This is a genomic window from Oligoflexus sp. (genome assembly GCF_035638955.1).
In the GTDB taxonomy this organism is placed as follows: Bacteria; Bdellovibrionota_B; Oligoflexia; order Oligoflexales; family Oligoflexaceae; genus Oligoflexus.
Window position 1 is genome coordinate 1 of sequence record NZ_DASQYZ010000179.1, and the last position, 17,297, is coordinate 17,297.

Here is a 17,297-nt window from a genome sequence, read left to right on the forward strand (position 1 = left end):
CGAGTTATACTCGGGTCGTAGCAGACGGTTGGCCCTCGGGCCATTCTCCTGCCAACTTCAAGAGTCCTGGAAGGATCTTCCAGGACTCATCGCATCTTAACTACAGGATGCTCGGGAATTTATTCCCGAGAGGATGTCACATGGATTGAGTACAGCTGAGTCCGTCAGCCAGAGTTCGGGACGCGGCGTAGGTTTGAGCTTCATCCAGCAGGTGATCCGTCAGCTGCCGGGAGGCCAGGTTTCTCTCCTGGACAATGATCAGGGAACTGGTACGCTCCTGCGAATGGAATGGGAGGCTCGGGTCCATGAACAAAAAATTCGTGTTCTTTGATGCGGAGTGCCTCGTCTGCAATCGCTTCGCCCGCTTTCTTCTGCAGCACAGTGACCTTTATCTGGCGCCCTTGGGCGGTGCCACATGGCGGTCTCTCCCTCTGCCGCCCGAGATCCACACGGTGGACTCCGTCGTCTTTTGGAATGGCCAGCGGGCTTTCATCAGGGTGGAAGCGGTCCGAGCCATAGCCCAACATATGGGCGGCATCTGGCGTGTGCTGGCACTCCCATCCTATCTGCTGCCCATCAGCTTGCAGAATTTTTTCTATGATCGCTTTGCCAGGGTTCGCATCCGGTGGTTTGGACGGGTAGGGAGCTGCGCATTGATCCCCCCGCAAGACCGAACCCGATTGGTCCAGGACTGATAGGGCAGAAAAAAGTTCGGCCCCGTCTCATGAGACAGGGCCGACCCGCATGTCTTAGCTTTTCAGCTTCAGGACATTGATGGCCGTTTGTAACTGCACATCCGCCTGAACCCTCTGCTCAATATTACGCTGCGATTGCAGCTTGCCGGCTTCATCTTCAGGAAACTCGACCACGATATCGGGGTGCAAGCCTTTGCCCGTCAGATCCTGGCCATCAGGGGAGAGGAAGGTGGCCGTGGTATATTTGATGGCGTATTTGTTCGGCAATTCATCCACACTCTGCGCGCTCCACTTGCCGTAAGTGTGAGTTCCCACCGTGGTGGCTCCCGCGCTCATTTTCAAGGCGCCCGCCATGATTTCCGCGCCGGATTTCGTGTGACCGTTGATCAGCACAACCAAAGGAACGTTGGTGAGAACCGGATCCGTCTTGTTCACCAGATCCTCTTTCTCCGCTCCGCGCTTGTTCACCTTCACAATCAATTTATTTTTCGGAATCAGGTGCTGGATGCTTTCGATGGTTTTCTCAAAGGCTCCGCCCTGGTTGCCACGCAGGTCGATAATCAGACCCTTCACGCCTTTGTTTTTCAGTTCCGCCAGATTCTTTTTCAGAAGGTCGGGCGTGGCTTCCGTGAAGTTACGGATAAAGAGAACAGCGACATCCTTATTGATCATCTGCGTGCTGACGGAATCCCAGACCAGACCCTGGCGCTTGATCTTCAAAACTTTAACCGAATCGTCATGCAGTACGGTGAGCTTCACCTCACTGCCATCCTTGCCGCGGATGGCGTAAACCAAATCGCGCAGCTGTTTGCCCTTGAAACTCTGTCCATCAATCCGCAGGATCTGATCACCGCGGGCGATGCCCGCTTTCTCAGCTGGAGTCCCGGGAATGACCCCGACCACATCGGCGTAACCGTTGGCTTCATTGAAGCCGACTTCAATTCCAATCCCGACGATGCGGCCCTGCATGTCACCCACCAGTTCGCGGTATTCGGTGGGCGTCATCAGTTTATTCCACATCGCCATGTTCGGATCAATATTGCTCAGCATGCCTTCGACGGCGGCACGGTAGAGATCGTCCTCGGTCAAACCCTTATCGATATAATTCTTGAGTAGAGCCTGCTTGACCGTTTCAAAAGTCGCGGCGCCGTTGCCAAAGGGTTCTTCGGGTTTATTGCGCCAGGCCGCAAAATCCGCATCTTCCTTTTTCGCCAGGGCCAGCATGCTGCCCGATGCCAGCACCACTGTACAAATTCCCATGAGCAGATGTTTTCGAGTCGGTATCATGTTCAGCCCTTTCCGCTCTTATATGATATTGATATGCCCCGGATTGCTTCCGCCTGAATCCACAGATTCATCCAGACTGCGAACCGTTTCCGTTTGAGGGGCTTTGTGGACATTGGGTTTATCGTTCAATTTGTGGAACTGTCCCGAGAAGAGCACCATGAGGAGCGCCGCCGCTGCCATAAGGCCGCCGATAATAAAGGTCCTGGGATGCTGACGAACACGGCCGTAAGCAAAGGCAAGGAATTCCCGGTGAATGCGCGCCCTCACCTGGCTGGACGGCCGCAGCGGTTCAGCCTGAGCTGATTCCACATCACGCTTCAAAAGGAAGAACTCCTCCAGACACGCAGGACATCCCATCAGGTGAGCTTCGAGCTGCGTTCTGGTGTCCAGATCCAGATTTCCAAATTGGAAATCGATCAGCTTGTCCTGGTTTACTGTGCAGTCCATTTGCTCATTTCCTTTCTTAGCTGCGTCACCATCAGGTGAACCCGGGATTTCACTGTCCCTAGGGGAATCCCGAGGATATCCGACATTTCTTCGTAACTTCGGCCCTCGCGGCGCAAGGCATAAACCTGCCGCAGGGGTTCGCTGAGATGGGCCGCCGCGGTTTGCATGGCCGACAGATCCTCAGGATCCGGCCAGTTATCCAAACTCCTGACGGACGTGGAATCGTTCGCCACCGCCGCAAGCGCCCGGCCTTCCCGCTTCTTTGATCGCAAGCGATTCAAAGAAAGATTCAGGGAGACTTTGAACAGCCAGCCGCCAAAGCCGCCTGCGGCAAACTCCAGGGCCTCGCCTTTAAAAATGGCGAGCATGGCTTCATGGAAGACTTCCTCGGCATCCTGCTTGCTTTGCAGGCGACGATAGATATAGCCGTAAATCGGTCCTTCATAACGTGCGTACAGCTTCTCGAAGGCCGCTTTTGACCCATTGCGTACTTCGAGATAGAGCTGCTCATCGGATTCCATGCCAACCCTTTCCTAAGGCCTCTATTGGAGAAACACCAGAGAGGGACTAATGTTCACTGGATCATGAAAAATTTTCGGGTAAACTTTATTATCCAGCAAAATTAGGAACTTGGCAAAGGAAACTGCCGGTCATGATTACCGGCGGATCCGCAGGGGGTTTTTCTTCAGACGGCGCATGGCGCGGTATTCCGAAACCATGCCGATCACATAATCCGACAGCAGAATCATCGCATAAAGACCAAGGATCTGGAATACGAAGGCAAGAAGGATGACGTTCATAATGTTACTCCTGAGCGAGTTTCTGAGGCGGAGGTGGCGTCACTTGTTTGCGTGCTGCATCAACCTCTTAATGGAGAAACACCGCGCCTTGAAATTTGTTCAAGGCTGCGCCGTTTTTTTTTAAGGGAAGGTTTTCAAGATGATGACAGAATCCGTAATCGAATTCTGTCCTGGGGTAAGGCTTTCGAGCCGAATGTTCGGATTAGGAGCTGACGCGAGCCAGAAGCGGTCTTACGACGGCGCCAGGGCTTTTCGGAATGATGATTTCAAATCGGGTCCCCTTGCCGGCTTCGGACGAGACATCGATGGTACAGCCCATCCCGCTGACCACAGCTGCCACAGCTCCCATTCCGATACCGCGACCTGAGATGTCCGACACGGTATCCGTCGTGGAAAGATTGGACGAAAGAATCATACGGCAGAGCTCGGCCTGCGTGGGCCGATCCTGAGGACGCAGAATTCCGGCCGCGAGGGCTTTCTGCTGAAGTTTTTCCGTATTGATGCCACGACCGTCGTCCTGAATCACCATGGTCCAGTTGCTGCGATCTTCACGGAAGCTCACCCGAAGCGTCGCCTCATCCGGCTTCCCGTTGCGTTCCCAAGGGAACTCGATCCCATGGTCGATACTGTTCCGGATCAAATGCGGCAGGATATTGAAGATGGGCAGAACCCGTTCCGGATCCATTTTGATCGCGCCACCGTCCACTTGAAAGGCAAGGGCCTTGCCAAAGCGTTGCGCCAGAGACCTGGTGAGTTCGTCCAAAGGACCCATAAGATCTTTGGCCGGTTTGGTCTTGATTTCAGCCACAAGTCGCGTCAGGTTCTCATGCATCGATCGCGGATTCTGGAAGTTGGCGAGACATTCTTCAATAGCCAGCAGGGTCCTGTCGCTGATGCGGTAGGAATCGGCGGGTTTTTCCTCGTACGAGATGCCAAGAATGTCAAAGTTCGCGCCCAGAAAGGCCGCCACTGTTTTTTCGATCTGATCGATGGCCGCAACCGAGATCTCGGATTGGTCCTCGAGCTGGTGAATCTCACGAGCAATGGCATGCAGTTCATAAACGCCCATATTGCCCTTGATGGTATGGAGCTCCCGACGCAATGAAATCACATCCCCTTGCACAGCAGCATTTTTTGCAAGCGCGAGGCTGCGATAGGTGTCCGCAATAAACCTGCGGAACTGATCGGGGTTGCGCAGGATATTCAAGAGAACGCGGTTCTCGCGATTGGTCTTCTCGGCGCTTTCCAGGTCGGATATATCGATCAGACAGTAGAGCACTTGCACGATCTGTCCGGATTCATCCCGCACAGCGCTGCCTTGCAGTCGAAGGGTCCGACCGCCGACTGTAAACCGGGATGGGACCTGTGAGAAGACTACCGATTCGGGCAACACGTCTTCAAAGAGCTGGCTCAGCTGCATGGCAAAGTTTTCGCTCTGCGCGGGCGTCATATCAAGAGCCGACGGCAGGTCCATCCCCGTAAGTTGGCTTTTCACCAGCAGGGTTTCGCAGGATTGCGTCGAGCCTTCGAGGATCGTAAGATTTTTATCGCAAAGTAAAAAGCCGAACTGCACATGATCCAGGATGGTGCGGATCGTTTTGGTGCGCTCATCGACGATCTTTTCAAGGTTACCGTTGACTTCAATCAGTTCTTCCTTGAGACGCGACAGATCCGTGTTATTTTTTCGCAAGGCTTTGACGCTGCGGACGACGGCAATCCCACCGAACGCACCGGCAACCAGGGCCAGGATTAAAACAAAAGCGAGGATAAGACGGGTCCTGGCCACCACTCCGGACAGCCCCTCATCCAGCTCACGGCTCAGCCCTTCACTGGTTTGCACCAGCTGACCCAGGCTGGTGGAGATCGTGGCATTGATCCTCTCCAACTCACCCCGGATGGCAGCGGCTTCCTTGATGGCCGCAAAGACTTTGAACTTCAAATTGACGAGACTTTCGGGATTCCTGTTGTCCATCATATCCTGGGTCAAGGCCACGAGGGATGTTTGCAATTCGCTCGCGATTTTTTCCAGCTCGGGATCGCGGCGCACTTCATCCCGCAGGTCCTGGATGTTCACCATGGCTTTTTCACGCTGTTGGACCAGTTCATTGGCAATCAGGGTGTTGATCTGGTCTTCACTGCTTGCAGGTGCAATCCTGGCTGCTAAACGATTCAGTTCACCAGCTGCTTCCAAAACCTCATTGACCAGACTGAGTTTAAGATTCGATGAACCTAAAATTCGTGCTTGAATCAAACTCTTCGCCTCGTCATTAAAGCCAGAGCTTTGGACCAGCCTATGCGCGCGACGCACCGAACTGCCATGCGTGAAGCGGATTTTACCGGAGAGCCCCTGGGTGGTTTCCAGAAAAGCTTTCAGGCGGCTTTCTATTTTCTTGTTCGCTGCAGCCAGGTTTTCTTCCTGAAGGCGGCGCTTGAGGTTGGCCTGATAATAGCGTTGATCGCTGTCCAGGAAGGAAGCCAGATCCTGATCCAGTTCCTGGAGAATTTTTTGTGCCTCGTCACCGCGCTTCGGGTCCATGCTGGTGATCATCGGCAGGACTTCTGTCAGGCCTTTTTTCGCGTCCTGGATTTGAGTCTCCACCCGCTGCCGATCACCAAGACCGCTAATGCCGACTGAAGTTTCGGTCGTCGCGATCTTGTTCTGCCGGTTGAAAAGCTCGTTGAAAGAGCTGTTCAAAATTTCAGTGGAGTGATGCACAGGCGACACCACACCCTTATTATGGGTTTGATTGTCGGCAAGATTGGACTGCACCCAGAAGAAGGAACCTAGAAAAACGGTGAATATCGTCAGCGCGCCGGCCGACAGAAACAGAAGGTTGCGCTCGATGCTGCTTTCCTTTTTCATGGTCTCAGCTCCCTGGCTTTCTGATGTCAGACCACCGGAAGGATCGGAACTGGTTGCCGGTGATCATGGTGGGCCATACGGCATGACTGATCTGGTGCTGCGTCGGACTCAGACTGTGCTTTTCACCCAAACCAATATCGATATCCGTACTGGCTTCCAGAACATCGATAAATTTTTCCCGCGTGAGATCCCGGCCTGCGCGTCTCAACCCTTCCGCAAAGGATCGGGCAGCGAGATATCCTTCCAGGGAAATGAACGAGGGTTTGGCTGGTTTGATGGCTTTTTTGTACTCTTCGATCACCGCCATGTTACTGTCCAGGGGTGGTACGACCTGAGTGACGATCACGCCTTGACCCTGGGGTCCGAGCTCGGCCATCAAGGATTCACTGCCGACGAACGAGACATTCAGAAACAAAGCGTTCAAGCCTTCACTTTTTGCGAGTTTGATAAACTTCGCACAGGCTTTATAGGTGCCGACCATGATGATGGCCTTGGGTTGACGTTTGGCGTCCAGAATCCGAGTCAGACCGTCTTCGACATTCACAGTGTTGCGCTGATAGCGCCCATGAACCATGGCCGCCGTTCGGGTAAAACCAATGTCATGGAGAGCTTTGACGGAAGCCTGATATCCAGCATCACCATACGCATCATTCTGCGTGAAGAAAGCGATATGTTCCGGTTTGATGCCCAGATCATGGACCAAACCCTTCACCATCGCCGCGGTTTCTTCCGCGTAGCTGGCGCGGAAATTGATCACGTAGCGATCAGGTGGATTTTTTCGGAGGATTCCGGCACCGGTCAGGGCTCCGAAGAAAGGCACTTTCTTTTCCATGGCGATCGGAACGGACACGACGGCTGTCGGTGTTCCGACATTGCCAAGAATGGCAAAAACTTGCTTATCGTCGATGAGCTGCCGCATATTGGGAGCAGCGCGAGCCGGCTCATAACCATCATCAAGAGCATCCAGGCGTAATTTGCGGCCGTGGATACCGCCTTGTTCATTGACGGTTGCAAAATAAGCTTCAACACCGCGTTTCATTTCATCGCCCAAATTATGCGATGGTCCCGATAAAACTGTGGTCATACCTATGGTAATTTCATGATCGGAAACACCTGCGGACTGGGCCTTGCCTTGGCTCGAGAAGCCGATCATGCAAAGACCTGTGGCAGCAAATAGAGTGAGGATGCACCTCATGGATCAACTCCTTCACAGGCGGATCACCTGAATTTAGAATCAATGCATGAAATCGGTGGGATGCAATCTTTCTTAAATCACTTATAGTTGGTCCGGATTATATTGATTAAAGGCAGGGATAATAGAGGTTTATAATTCCTACGGGACGTAAGGATAAGAATCTTTTGAACGAGCGGGCCATGCGACTGCCCGCCTTTCGCAGAAACAAATACTGTGCATTTATGGCTTGGCTACCAGCATCAATCGGCCTTCAAGCGAATCAATACATTGGGTCAGGGCTGTGTAAACTTCCTTATGGAGTCTGTATTCGGACTGCATAATGCTGTCATAGGTGGAGTAACCTGGCAGGATGCAGCTAACATCATAAAATCTCTGATTGATCTGAGCCAGGAACGACTGGCCGACAACCCAATCCAGTCGTACAGGATATTGCTGAGTCATGCGAAACATGATCTGAGTTTCATTTTTATTGGGTTTCATCACAACCTGCTGAAAGTGAAAGTCAAAGGCACCTTCGCACCAGCTGTCGCCACAGATACCATCCAGAGCCTTCAAAATTTTATCAGTGTCGGTTTCGGCGGCTAACGCGCCGTGGGCCCTGGTAAATAACAAAAAAGCTATAATGAATGGAGCATAGAGAACGCTTATTTTCATGGATCACCTCGGCCAAAATATAGAATGCACGCCGGTTTCAACCCCGGTCGAACCTTCACGAATAACATGATCGTTAGGCGGACACAAGCTTTCAGGGCCCCACACAATTAGGCTAGGTTTGCAATCGGCGGGTATACAGCGGAAGGGGTGCAGGGAATAATGCATTCCCTTAGCGTCCTGACGTATCGTGACTTTGCCTTGCGCAAATATCTCGTAAACATCCGCGCAGCCATCGATGAGCCGGATCAGAATGCAGTCGAGGGTGCCAGAGCATGGACACAGTAATCTCTGGCACCGAAATCGGCAGCGGGAAGCTATGCATGCCGGCCCTTAGATTTCCCGTATGCCGCTCAGGAACGCTGGCGATTAGATCCGAATGGCGGGCAAGCGCCAAAGCAGCTGAAAATCCACTGACGATGGTTACGATGTCGCGCTCCAAACCAAGTGTTTTTAGAACTTCATCGATCCGGCCCTTGACTGATCCCTGCTTTGAAACACGGATGTGTCGGCCGGAGGCATAGCGCAAGGCTGTCATCTCCCCCTTGCTGAGCGGATGACCTCTTCGCACGACACCAATAAAAGAGTCCCGGAATAAGGCTTGTGCATGCACTTCCGGACCGGTCGTTTTTCCTACAACTCCTGTTTCCAGATCCACGGTTCCATCGCGCAACGGAGTGCTTTCCTTGTCAGGCTTAAGCACAAAGCAGAGCCTTACCCCGGGAGCCTCCTCACTGACGCGCGCGATAAGGTCAGGCCCAAAATTCTCAACAAAGCCATCACTGGTTCGCAGCGTAAATGTTCGAATCAGCTGCTTGAGATTGAGTTTTTCAGCCGGGCGCAGCACCGTCTCGGTGTCCAGCACCAGTTGACTGACGCGTTCGCGAAGCTCAAGCGCCCGAGGTGTGGGGACAAGACCGCGTCCGGCTCTGACTAAAAGGGGATCACCGGTTGTCTCTCGCAATCTCTGCAGAGCCCGGCTCATGGCAGACGGGCTGAGCTTTAAACGTTGAGCCGCGCGGGCCACGTTGCCCTCGGCGAGCAGGACATCCAGAGTTACAAGAAGGTTGAGATCGGGCTTTGACATCCATAGGTCCTGGCAGAGTGGGTGGGAGAATGCAGGCGTCAGACGCACGAATATAATGCAACCCATGCGCCTTCCGCAAGGTTCGGCTAAGGGAGCATACTTCCCATAGCTTCCATTCCGGGAATTGCCAGCGAGGTTCATCATGAATATGCAGCTTACATCTTCGACGCGATGGGTCCTGGTAAGCCTTTCGCTATCCATGCTGATGCCTTCTCTCGAAACCAGCATTGCCAACGCCGGCCTACCGACTCTGGCTCAGGCTTTCCAAGCCAACTTCCAGGACGTCCAATGGATCGTTCTTGCTTATCTGCTCGTCATCACAACATTGATTGTCAGCGTGGGACGACTGGGTGACATCATCGGCCGCCGCAGGCTTTTTCTCGGAGGAATTCTACTCTTCACGGCGGCATCGCTGCTTTGCGGCCTGGCGCCTTCGCTTGGGTTCCTGATTGCAGCAAGGGCCGCCCAAGGGCTCGGCGCAGCTATCATGATGGCCCTCACTCTGGCCTTTGTAGGTGAAACGATACCGAAGGAACGGACGGGCAGCGCCATGGGTCTGCTGGGAACCATGTCCGCCGTTGGCACAACTCTCGGGCCCTCGCTCGGCGGTCTCTTGATCACAGGAATTCATTGGCGAACCATCTTCCTCATCAATGTGCCACTCGGTATTCTAAATTTTATTCTCGTGCGTCGTCACCTGCCAGTTTATCGTAAAAAGACGGCCGAACGCGTGGGCTTTGACTTGCTGGGTACATTGCTGCTCGCTCTGACACTTGGGGCCTATGCCCTCGCCATGACTATGGGCCGTGGCCAGTTCGGTCGGATCAACATTGCATTGCTGTTAGGAGCTTTAACTGGCTGTGTCGTCTTCGTGCTCGTCGAATCGAAAACGACATCGCCTTTGATCCGCATAACGATGTTCCGTGATCTTATGTTAAGTGCGAGCCTCGCCATGAGCATGCTTGTCTCGACAGTGATGATGGCGACTTTGGTGGTGGGACCATTTTATCTTTCCCTTACGCTCGGACTCCAAGCCGCCTGGGTTGGTATTGTTTTATCGGCCGGTCCCTTTGTTGCCGCGCTGACAGGCGTCCCAGCGGGCCGTATCGTGGATCGTTTTGGGGCTCGGCGCATGACCACTATCGGACTCATGGGAATGGCAAGCGGTGCTTTGGCTATTTCCATGTTTCCAGCGAAATTTGGGATAGTTGGCTACATTTCACCTATGGTTGTCGTCACTGCCAGCTATGCCTTATTCCAGGCTGCCAATAACACTGTAATCATGACTGGTATTCGCCCTGAGCAGCGAGGCGTTATTGCCGGAATGCTTAGCTTGTCTCGCAATCTTGGGCTCATCACTGGAGCATCCGTCATGGGAGCTGTGTTTGCAGCTGCAACCGCGACCTCTGATATCACAACAGCACATCCTGAGGCTGTGGCTTCTGGAATGCGGATGACGTTCGGTGTCGCTACGGCTCTGATTATGGTGGCTCTGGCCATTGCTCTGGTAAGCGGCATTCTCTTGCAATCATTTCCAAGGCCCTTCGAAACAGTAAAACCAAATGAATAAGAGTAATGGCATTGGACTTGCTTCCAAACATATTAAGCATTTCGTGGCAAATGATACCCTGGCCATTACCATGAAAATATTACGTATTTTTCCATAAGTGGGTAGTGAACTGTAATTTTGGTCGCATTTTTCCGATACGCTGCTAAGATATTAGGCAGTCATGGAGGGCCCAATATGGGTGCTGAGCTGGTCAAATCCAAAACCGATTTTTCACCTGAAAGAGAAGCCAAGGCGGTATACAAAGCCATTTTCACTTTTAAAGACGACGCGCGATTAACATATGAAGACCTCAGCAAAATTTTGTCAAAGGACACCGCTACCTTAAAACGTTGGAACAAGGACAAACTTATCCCATTGAAGGATAAGCATCTGCGCGAGGCTATATCCAATTTTATCGCGATCTTCCGCAGCCTTGCAGCGATGTTCAGTGACAAAGGCGATAGAGCCCTTTGGCTAAAAACTCCACATCCCGACCTGCACGGTTCTCCTCTTGACATGATGACAGAAAGCTTCCAAGGGCTTTTGCACGTTCGCGCTTATCTTGACTATGTAAGGGGAAGGGGAGCTTGAAAGCAGAACTCTGGCGCATAGCAGAAGAGCAGGCAACTTCGTCGCTACAAAATAACGTTGAGGCAGATGAAGACGAAATCGATTTCCTGGAAAAGCTTGTAGCTGAAACCAAACCTGAAAAGACCCTTGAGCGTGGTTTCATACAGATGGGATACCACTATTTGATCTATAGCCAGTTCAGGTATCCGCCACCCGTACCCTCCCAATACCAAGCCCGTTTTAAACCCCCGTTCCACGGGAACAACGTCTTTCATGGTTCGATTGAGTCGAAGACGTCGCTTCATGAATACGTCTATCATTGGCTCAGGCAAAGACTGCATCTTAAAAAACTGAGTAAGAAAGCGGAACCAAGAACGCTTTTTACGGTAGATTTTGATAATCCTAGTATCACGGACATCAAACACCATCCACAGCTTGCAGAAATCATGCACAAGACTGATTACTCGGCTTCTCATGCGTTCGTAAAAGCCAACACCTGTACCTCGATACTTTACCCCAGCGTGCGACATCCAGGTGGGTTGAACGTAGCAGTCAATGACATCGCATTTTTAAGAAAGATTCCAAGTCATCAGGAAAACATCCGTTTGACTTTTGATGCAAAAGTGCAGGCATGCAAGATAAAGACAGCGTTCCAAACGCTGACTATTGCTTGGAGCCAGGTATCATAACGCGGGAATGGTCCAGGCAGGACGTGCCGACTGAGGCAAAGTCCTGGCGTCAGGGCTTAGCAGGCTGCAGTAAACGACTCAACGTCTTATAGTCCAGTCGATGCGCCCCGGGGAATTTTTCAAAACGGAATCCGGGAATGATCTTGCGCAGCTGGTTGGCCAATTGCGAGGCCTTTTTCATCGTGATATCCTGCTGACCGATCATCATGGCAAAACTCGACGTAGGATGAGGTCTATCGACTTTCTCATCCCAGGTCCCGGCACTGCCCGACGCAATGATACGCGTCAGCTGCGGATCGCTATGGGCTTTATAGAGTTTCAAAGCAAAATAACCGCCATTGGAAAAACCCAGTAGCGTATATTCCGGTGTCCCCGCCCAGCAGGCCTGAGTCTCGGTACGCGCCTTGGCAAAGGATTGCAGAAGCTCATTCTTATCACCAGCAGGCCAACAGAGTTTACCCGACGGGCAGAGAGGCCCGCGTGGCAACGCAATACGCAGCGAAAGATCCTTCGCCAGACGTTCCAGGACTTCGAGATTATCACCCTCTTCGTTGGTTTTCTGCTCAGGTGGGGTAAAGCCATGCAGGTAAATAACATAGCCCTTGGCCTGAGTCGGCCCGAGACATTCCGTTTGGGATGGCTTCGCTGCGGCAATGGTCGCAACCATTGCCGGCAGGAAACTCAAGATAAAAGAAAACAATGGTCGCATGCCGACCTTTCAAAAATTAATACTCAGGCCGACGCCTGCGGTCAGATACGTTTTTTCCGTTGGCACAAAGGCCAGCGCCTGCTGCAGTTCTGGAACGGTGCTGCCAAAAGCCTTAAGGTTTTCCGGGATCTTCAAACAAAGTTCTCCATACTTCCCAAAGCACTGGCTCACATAAGCTTCAAAGGTCGCATAATTCGCCACCAGCCAGGTTCCCGTGAGCCTCGCGATCGAAGTTTTATCGCTCAAGTTGCCCAGGCCTGTCAGGTAAAACGAGGTTTTGTTCCAATCCCCCGGTGTTGGCAGGCGGACATAACCGCTCGCATAACGGCGACCGGCATAAAGGTTTTGCGATTGACGGAGAAAAAGGGAGTAAAGTTCCTCGAAACGATCCTCATAACCGAGTTCATTATAGAAGTACTCGGCCCCAAAATAAATGGTGTCTTCATCATTGTATTTCACACCATAACGCACGCCACCGACGATCTGCTTGAATGCTTTATCCTCATCCTGATAAGGCGTCGGGAGGACAATCGCGTCGTCTTCCAGAATGCCATCGCGATAGAACGTTCGATTCTGACGTTTGGTGAAGGCGGCTTCGGCATTCACATCAATGGGACCCAAAGCGCTGGAGACATCCACACCCAAACGCAGCGGACTGCCTCGGCGGGATTGCGCGGTTACAGCCAGCTCGCCAGATCCCAGAAACGCAAACTCCCCACGTAGGGCAAGACCGATATCATCGTTTCGTTCTGCATCATCGAACTGCAGGACCGCGTAGTAATTAAAGCCAAGCTTTTCATTGGGAATGTGAATCTTGATCAAGTTTTGACCCAGACGCCGATCGAATAGAGCAAACGGATCCCGAACCTCACGCGCTGTGAAATCGGTGGGATTCCAAATCTGCCCGCTACCCCATTTCACATGCTGCTTGCCATAAGTGATGAAGACCGAGCGGGCCAAATCCCATTTAAACCAGAGCTCATCAATATCCTGCCTGACCGTGGTAATCCGCTCAGTTCCGCCCGTCGTGGTCGGGATCATGGTTTCAAGTTCGGCAATACGCGTGCGCAGAAACACACGAATTTCCTCACTGGGCCTTGTATCAAAATAAATATCAGCGGTCTTGGAGGGCACAAATGAGCCCTCCTGAAACCGCTGTTTTTCAGCCACCGAGCTGGTGGACAGAAGTTCCAGACGGCCACCGATTTGCATCGTATCCATCAGAGCCTTGGCCTGTCGCTCCATAGTATTGGGCTGGGCCGGTGTATCGCCTTTTTTCTCCTCAGCCTGCGGCTGACTGGGCTTGGCACCTTCACCAAAGATATCATCATCGCGCGTATCCTGGGCCCGAGCCAAACCGGAAAAACCCACCGCGGCCAAGAGCAGAACGAGCTTATTCATGGCAATCCCCGCTATCAACGACTCTGCGATTCCAACCAGGCTTTGGTAAACATGTTGGCGTCCAGAGGATCGAGTTTCACATCGCGCAGCACAACCGTCGTGCTGTTGCCCTTTTCCACTTCATCAAACACCCGGATTTCCTTGGGCACATAAACGTCCGAGCCTTTGGACTTGCTGAACATCTTATCCCAGCCTGGATAATAGGTGGTGCGCAGGAGTTTGCCGGAGAGGGCTGATTCCTGGCGTTTCAAAATATTCTTCGACTCCTGATCCACCCAAAGCTCAACAATGGGACTGGCGACGTCCGCATTGGGTTTGGCCGTCAGCTTCACCCGATGCACAGGGAACTTGCCCAGCTTCTCATCACCGATGAATTTTGCATCATATTCGATCGCCAGACGCGACTCATCGAAGTCGTCCCGTCGGCTGTTTGTTCCCGCAATGCTGGCCCGTTCCGTCTGCCGTTCCCATTTGCCCAGCGAGGGTTCATAGAGGAAGAGGTTTTTTTCCACTCGCAGATAACCCTTGCCCGCTTCCGCTTTCGGCTTGGTAAAGAGGATCATCCACTTATCGTCGGCATCACGGCGATAGACACGGGCTTCAAAGGCCTTGGTGCTGCCGTCCTTTTCCTTCTGATCGATAAACACGACCGAGGCATAATCACCCGTGGCCCGTTGCCGTTCATCGACGAGTTTGATCAGCTCTTTGGTTTGAGCCTCGTCCAAGGCGGCCAGGGCCTTGCCGGACAGCAAGGCTACGGAAAGGGTCATTCCAAGTGTGACTGTTTTCATTCGCAACATAGTCATTCCTTTCTCAAATCATTTGCCCTGCATCAAGGCTTCCACCGGACGCAGCCGGGCGGCCTTCAGAGCAGGATAGAGTGCGGCCAGACCGGTAATGACCGAAAATAGGATCAGAGTGCTTACGATCTGGCTAGGATGAAGACTAAACTTTAAAGTATTGGCCATCATAAAGAGCCGCATCCCATCATTGGTGATGGGAATATTCATGCCATTGATGGCCAAAATAACGATCGATCCAAAGAGCACACCCAGGCCCGAGGCTAAAAAGCCCAGCATGATGGCTTCAAAAACGAACATTTGCAGAATAAAACCGCGTTGAGCCCCGATGGCTCGAACCGTCCCAATTTCCTTGGTGCGTTCGCGGACGCTCATCCACATGGAATTCATAATCCCGCCGATAATAATCACCGCCAAAAGCGTGATGACAATGGCCGAGATAAAATCCAAAGCATTGGTGATCCAGAGCACAAACGAAATTTCATCACTCCAGATAGTAAGGTCCAATTTTTGCCCGAGCCAATCCTCACCCGACACCTTTTCAAACTTCATGAAAAAGGGATTGGGATCGTGATCCATCACCAGAAAGCCATTATCGGCAAACGTCTTGCGCAGACGCTCCATGACTGCCGTGGCTTGGTCAGCTTCGTCGAGGTAAACCATGACCACACCGGTGGTATCGGGACCGACGCGATACAAATCGAGAACCACCTGCCGCTGGGTGAAGATCGACCAGTTACTCATGAAACCCACATCCGAGGCAATGGCGGCCACGCGGAGATCCACGGTATTATCCTGCCCACCTGAGGCTTCCGTCACTAGGGTCAGACTATCTCCAACCCGCAGCTCCAGTTTTTTAGCCTGGCCCGCAAAGATCAGCGCCGTGTTGGGTTTTTGCATGTCTTCAAAGCTGCCAAAGGTTTGATCCGTGCCGTCTTTCTTGTATTCGCTTTCCTTGGCCAGCCGAAGGCTCTTAAAGAACCGGCCCTCCTCGTTATAATTGATGCCATTGACGCCGGCATTGATGGACGAAGCCGGGCTAATGATACGGCCCCAGCCACGGTGCCGATCGATGACCCCCGAGGCTTCCGGAACCGCTTTGGTCACGATGTCACGGATGCGAGTCCGTTCGGAAAGAATCGGCGCCGAAGCCTTTTTCCGAATCTTGAAGAATCCCCCGACGTTCACATGACCAGCCGAAAGTGTGGTGGCGGACTCGATCATGCGTTCGCTGATGGACGACGAGACGGCACGCAGAAATAAAAACAAAGTGGCCACAATCGCCACGGCCAGCCCCAGGAGCAGGGTTCTCCGCTTGGCCTGCAGCAGATTGCGAAAGGCAATATTGAGCATGGTGAGCATATCTCATTCCTTCTCTTGCATGGCTTCAGCAGGCTGAACGCGCGCGGCCAGTCGAGCCGCATAAATGGATGACAGTGTGGCGATCAACGTAATGACAAACGGTGTGGCTATGATGATATCCCAACGAATGGCCGGGTAAAGTCGGGGCCCTGAAAACAGAAACGCGACGATATCATTCGACGCCGGAATCCCCACGTTCGCCATGAACACGATCACCACGGCCCCAAAAATCGCGCCCAAAATGGAACCGATCAAACCCGTCACACAGGTTTCACCCAGGAACAGGCCCACGACAAAGGACTTTTGTGCCCCAATCGCGCGCATGGTGCCGATTTCCCGGATGCGATTCAAGGTTCCCACGATAATGGAGTTATTGATGATCACCAGGGTTACGAGAAAAATAACGCCCAGGGCCAGGATCAGGACGAGGCGCATGATGTTGACCATCTGCCCCACGATCCCCGAGGCTTTTTGCCAGTCGATCACGCGAACCTCAAGCCCTTTATCTTTAAAGGCCTTGCTCAGTTCCTCCTGAGTTTCCTCCAGACGGCTGGGATCCTTGAGTTTCAACGCAGCGTTCAAAGCCAAGCCGCGGGTCACTTCATCCAGCTCGAAGCGATCGGGAATGGCGGGTTTCACGTTGATCACGGCTTCCACCTGATTCGGTTTGGCTTCCAGGGATCGCGTTTCGATCGTGGCCTGGCTCGCCTCTCCGAATAAAGCTTCCTCGGCATTGCCCGCTTCAATATCCTTAATGCCAACCTGAGTCCGCATCTCGGCCAATTCCTTTTGCGAGGCTTCGGTCATTTTTCCATAAAGTTCCCGAAAGCTGACCAGATCGATGATACTCGTCTGACCCGCCAGGTCGGAATCTTCCAAACCCGCAAAGGAATACACACCATAAACTTTCAGCGGAATACTCTTCACGTAACCGCTACGCGTATAGGCGCGTAGCATAATCGTTTCCCCGGGTGAAATTTCATAGAGCTTCATCAAGGGCGCGATGTGCTTGTAGAACCAGGCATGCCGGGCCAGAAAATTATCATCGTTGACCGTCAGGAATTCCTTGAGCTGATTGGTCAGGTGAGCGATCAGGTCGCCCTGGGCCTTGGCCCCATTGATGCCAAATTCAGTCAGCTTTTTGGAAAGGTCAGTGGCCTGCTCGCGATCCAGGGAGCTGATAATCGCACTG

The 17,297-nt window shown here is 52.6% G+C and carries 18 protein-coding genes; 5 read left to right on the top strand and 13 right to left on the bottom strand.

What is annotated here, in order from left to right:
- Window positions 1–145 precede the first annotated feature (145 nt).
- Both VE954_RS16745 and VE954_RS16750 read left to right on the top strand, forming a co-directional pair.
- Window positions 146–331 carry a hypothetical protein gene (locus VE954_RS16745; RefSeq protein WP_324954778.1) on the top strand — a complete coding sequence of 62 codons (186 nt, stop codon included), beginning with the start codon at window positions 146–148 and terminating at the stop codon, window positions 329–331.
- Window positions 306–695: a thiol-disulfide oxidoreductase DCC family protein gene (locus tag VE954_RS16750; protein ID WP_324954780.1), complete on the top strand. Its 390-nt coding sequence runs from the start codon at window positions 306–308 to the stop codon at window positions 693–695. Before VE954_RS16745 ends, VE954_RS16750 begins: the two co-directional genes overlap by 26 nt.
- A gap of 54 nt (window positions 696–749) precedes the next feature.
- Here the strand turns inward: VE954_RS16750 and VE954_RS16755 are convergent, their stop codons facing one another.
- From VE954_RS16755 to VE954_RS16790, 8 genes are all read right to left on the bottom strand, one after another.
- Window positions 750–1,982 (bottom strand): S41 family peptidase, encoded by a 1,233-nt coding sequence (locus VE954_RS16755; protein WP_324954782.1) that lies wholly within the window; start codon window positions 1,980–1,982, stop codon window positions 750–752.
- A gap of 18 nt (window positions 1,983–2,000) precedes the next feature.
- Window positions 2,001–2,429 (bottom strand): anti-sigma factor family protein, encoded by a 429-nt coding sequence (locus VE954_RS16760; protein ID WP_324954784.1) that lies wholly within the window; start codon window positions 2,427–2,429, stop codon window positions 2,001–2,003.
- On the bottom strand, window positions 2,414–2,950 hold the full coding sequence (locus tag VE954_RS16765) for an RNA polymerase sigma factor (protein WP_324954786.1): 537 nt from the start codon (window positions 2,948–2,950) through the stop codon (window positions 2,414–2,416). Before VE954_RS16765 ends, VE954_RS16760 begins: the two co-directional genes overlap by 16 nt.
- 135 nt (window positions 2,951–3,085) lie before the next feature.
- Window positions 3,086–3,229, bottom strand: a complete 144-nt coding sequence (locus tag VE954_RS16770; RefSeq protein WP_324954788.1) for a hypothetical protein — start codon at window positions 3,227–3,229, stop codon at window positions 3,086–3,088.
- A 202-nt stretch (window positions 3,230–3,431) separates the two neighbouring features.
- Entirely contained in the window at window positions 3,432–6,092 is a 2,661-nt protein-coding gene (locus tag VE954_RS16775) for an ATP-binding protein (protein WP_324954790.1), read from the bottom strand.
- A 4-nt stretch (window positions 6,093–6,096) separates the two neighbouring features.
- Window positions 6,097–7,287 carry an ABC transporter substrate-binding protein gene (locus VE954_RS16780; protein WP_324954792.1) on the bottom strand — a complete coding sequence of 397 codons (1,191 nt, stop codon included), beginning with the start codon at window positions 7,285–7,287 and terminating at the stop codon, window positions 6,097–6,099.
- A 219-nt stretch (window positions 7,288–7,506) separates the two neighbouring features.
- Window positions 7,507–7,941 carry a hypothetical protein gene (locus VE954_RS16785; protein WP_324954794.1) on the bottom strand — a complete coding sequence of 145 codons (435 nt, stop codon included), beginning with the start codon at window positions 7,939–7,941 and terminating at the stop codon, window positions 7,507–7,509.
- Window positions 7,942–8,110: 169 nt separating this feature from the next.
- On the bottom strand, window positions 8,111–9,025 hold the full coding sequence (locus VE954_RS16790) for a LysR family transcriptional regulator (RefSeq protein ID WP_324954796.1): 915 nt from the start codon (window positions 9,023–9,025) through the stop codon (window positions 8,111–8,113).
- 142 nt (window positions 9,026–9,167) lie between these two features.
- Here VE954_RS16790 and VE954_RS16795 point away from each other — a divergent pair, with 142 nt between their 5' ends.
- The 3 genes from VE954_RS16795 to VE954_RS16805 all read left to right on the top strand — a co-directional run bounded on the left by VE954_RS16795 (window position 9,168) and on the right by VE954_RS16805 (window position 11,833).
- Window positions 9,168–10,595 (top strand): MFS transporter, encoded by a 1,428-nt coding sequence (locus VE954_RS16795; RefSeq protein ID WP_324954798.1) that lies wholly within the window; start codon window positions 9,168–9,170, stop codon window positions 10,593–10,595.
- 174 nt (window positions 10,596–10,769) lie between these two features.
- Window positions 10,770–11,165, top strand: a complete 396-nt coding sequence (locus tag VE954_RS16800; RefSeq protein WP_324954800.1) for an MbcA/ParS/Xre antitoxin family protein — start codon at window positions 10,770–10,772, stop codon at window positions 11,163–11,165.
- Window positions 11,162–11,833: an RES family NAD+ phosphorylase gene (locus tag VE954_RS16805; protein WP_324954802.1), complete on the top strand. Its 672-nt coding sequence runs from the start codon at window positions 11,162–11,164 to the stop codon at window positions 11,831–11,833. The genes VE954_RS16800 and VE954_RS16805 overlap by 4 nt, the downstream gene beginning before the upstream one ends.
- Before the next feature lie 49 nt (window positions 11,834–11,882).
- On the opposite strand, the gene VE954_RS16810 is transcribed toward VE954_RS16805, so the two are convergent.
- The 5 genes from VE954_RS16810 to VE954_RS16830 all read right to left on the bottom strand — a co-directional run.
- On the bottom strand, window positions 11,883–12,542 hold the full coding sequence (locus tag VE954_RS16810; RefSeq protein WP_324954804.1) for a hypothetical protein: 660 nt from the start codon (window positions 12,540–12,542) through the stop codon (window positions 11,883–11,885).
- Between the two features lie 9 nt (window positions 12,543–12,551).
- Window positions 12,552–13,943: a hypothetical protein gene (locus VE954_RS16815; RefSeq protein WP_324954806.1), complete on the bottom strand. Its 1,392-nt coding sequence runs from the start codon at window positions 13,941–13,943 to the stop codon at window positions 12,552–12,554.
- A 14-nt stretch (window positions 13,944–13,957) separates the two neighbouring features.
- Entirely contained in the window at window positions 13,958–14,743 is a 786-nt protein-coding gene (locus tag VE954_RS16820) for an outer membrane lipoprotein-sorting protein (RefSeq protein ID WP_324954808.1), read from the bottom strand.
- Window positions 14,744–14,761: 18 nt separating this feature from the next.
- Window positions 14,762–16,105 carry an ABC transporter permease gene (locus tag VE954_RS16825; protein ID WP_324954810.1) on the bottom strand — a complete coding sequence of 448 codons (1,344 nt, stop codon included), beginning with the start codon at window positions 16,103–16,105 and terminating at the stop codon, window positions 14,762–14,764.
- 3 nt (window positions 16,106–16,108) lie between these two features.
- Window positions 16,109–17,297, bottom strand: a 1,189-nt coding sequence (locus tag VE954_RS16830) for an ABC transporter permease (protein ID WP_324954811.1), incomplete at its 5' end; no start/stop codon positions are given.

What these genes read in the sequence shown, in the direction of transcription:
- VE954_RS16750 (WP_324954780.1), top strand. Translation starts at nt 306, where the DNA reads ATGAACAAAAAATTCGTGTTCTTTGATGCGGAGTGCCTCGTCTGCAAT.
- VE954_RS16755 (WP_324954782.1), bottom strand. Translation starts at nt 1,982, where the DNA reads ATGATACCGACTCGAAAACATCTGCTCATGGGAATTTGTACAGTGGTG.
- VE954_RS16760 (WP_324954784.1), bottom strand. Translation starts at nt 2,429, where the DNA reads ATGGACTGCACAGTAAACCAGGACAAGCTGATCGATTTCCAATTTGGA.
- VE954_RS16765 (WP_324954786.1), bottom strand. Translation starts at nt 2,950, where the DNA reads ATGGAATCCGATGAGCAGCTCTATCTCGAAGTACGCAATGGGTCAAAA.
- VE954_RS16770 (WP_324954788.1), bottom strand. Translation starts at nt 3,229, where the DNA reads ATGAACGTCATCCTTCTTGCCTTCGTATTCCAGATCCTTGGTCTTTAT.
- VE954_RS16775 (WP_324954790.1), bottom strand. Translation starts at nt 6,092, where the DNA reads ATGAAAAAGGAAAGCAGCATCGAGCGCAACCTTCTGTTTCTGTCGGCC.
- VE954_RS16780 (WP_324954792.1), bottom strand. Translation starts at nt 7,287, where the DNA reads ATGAGGTGCATCCTCACTCTATTTGCTGCCACAGGTCTTTGCATGATC.
- VE954_RS16785 (WP_324954794.1), bottom strand. Translation starts at nt 7,941, where the DNA reads ATGAAAATAAGCGTTCTCTATGCTCCATTCATTATAGCTTTTTTGTTA.
- VE954_RS16790 (WP_324954796.1), bottom strand. Translation starts at nt 9,025, where the DNA reads ATGTCAAAGCCCGATCTCAACCTTCTTGTAACTCTGGATGTCCTGCTC.
- VE954_RS16795 (WP_324954798.1), top strand. Translation starts at nt 9,168, where the DNA reads ATGAATATGCAGCTTACATCTTCGACGCGATGGGTCCTGGTAAGCCTT.
- VE954_RS16800 (WP_324954800.1), top strand. Translation starts at nt 10,770, where the DNA reads ATGGGTGCTGAGCTGGTCAAATCCAAAACCGATTTTTCACCTGAAAGA.
- VE954_RS16810 (WP_324954804.1), bottom strand. Translation starts at nt 12,542, where the DNA reads ATGCGACCATTGTTTTCTTTTATCTTGAGTTTCCTGCCGGCAATGGTT.
- VE954_RS16815 (WP_324954806.1), bottom strand. Translation starts at nt 13,943, where the DNA reads ATGAATAAGCTCGTTCTGCTCTTGGCCGCGGTGGGTTTTTCCGGTTTG.
- VE954_RS16820 (WP_324954808.1), bottom strand. Translation starts at nt 14,743, where the DNA reads ATGTTGCGAATGAAAACAGTCACACTTGGAATGACCCTTTCCGTAGCC.
- VE954_RS16825 (WP_324954810.1), bottom strand. Translation starts at nt 16,105, where the DNA reads ATGCTCACCATGCTCAATATTGCCTTTCGCAATCTGCTGCAGGCCAAG.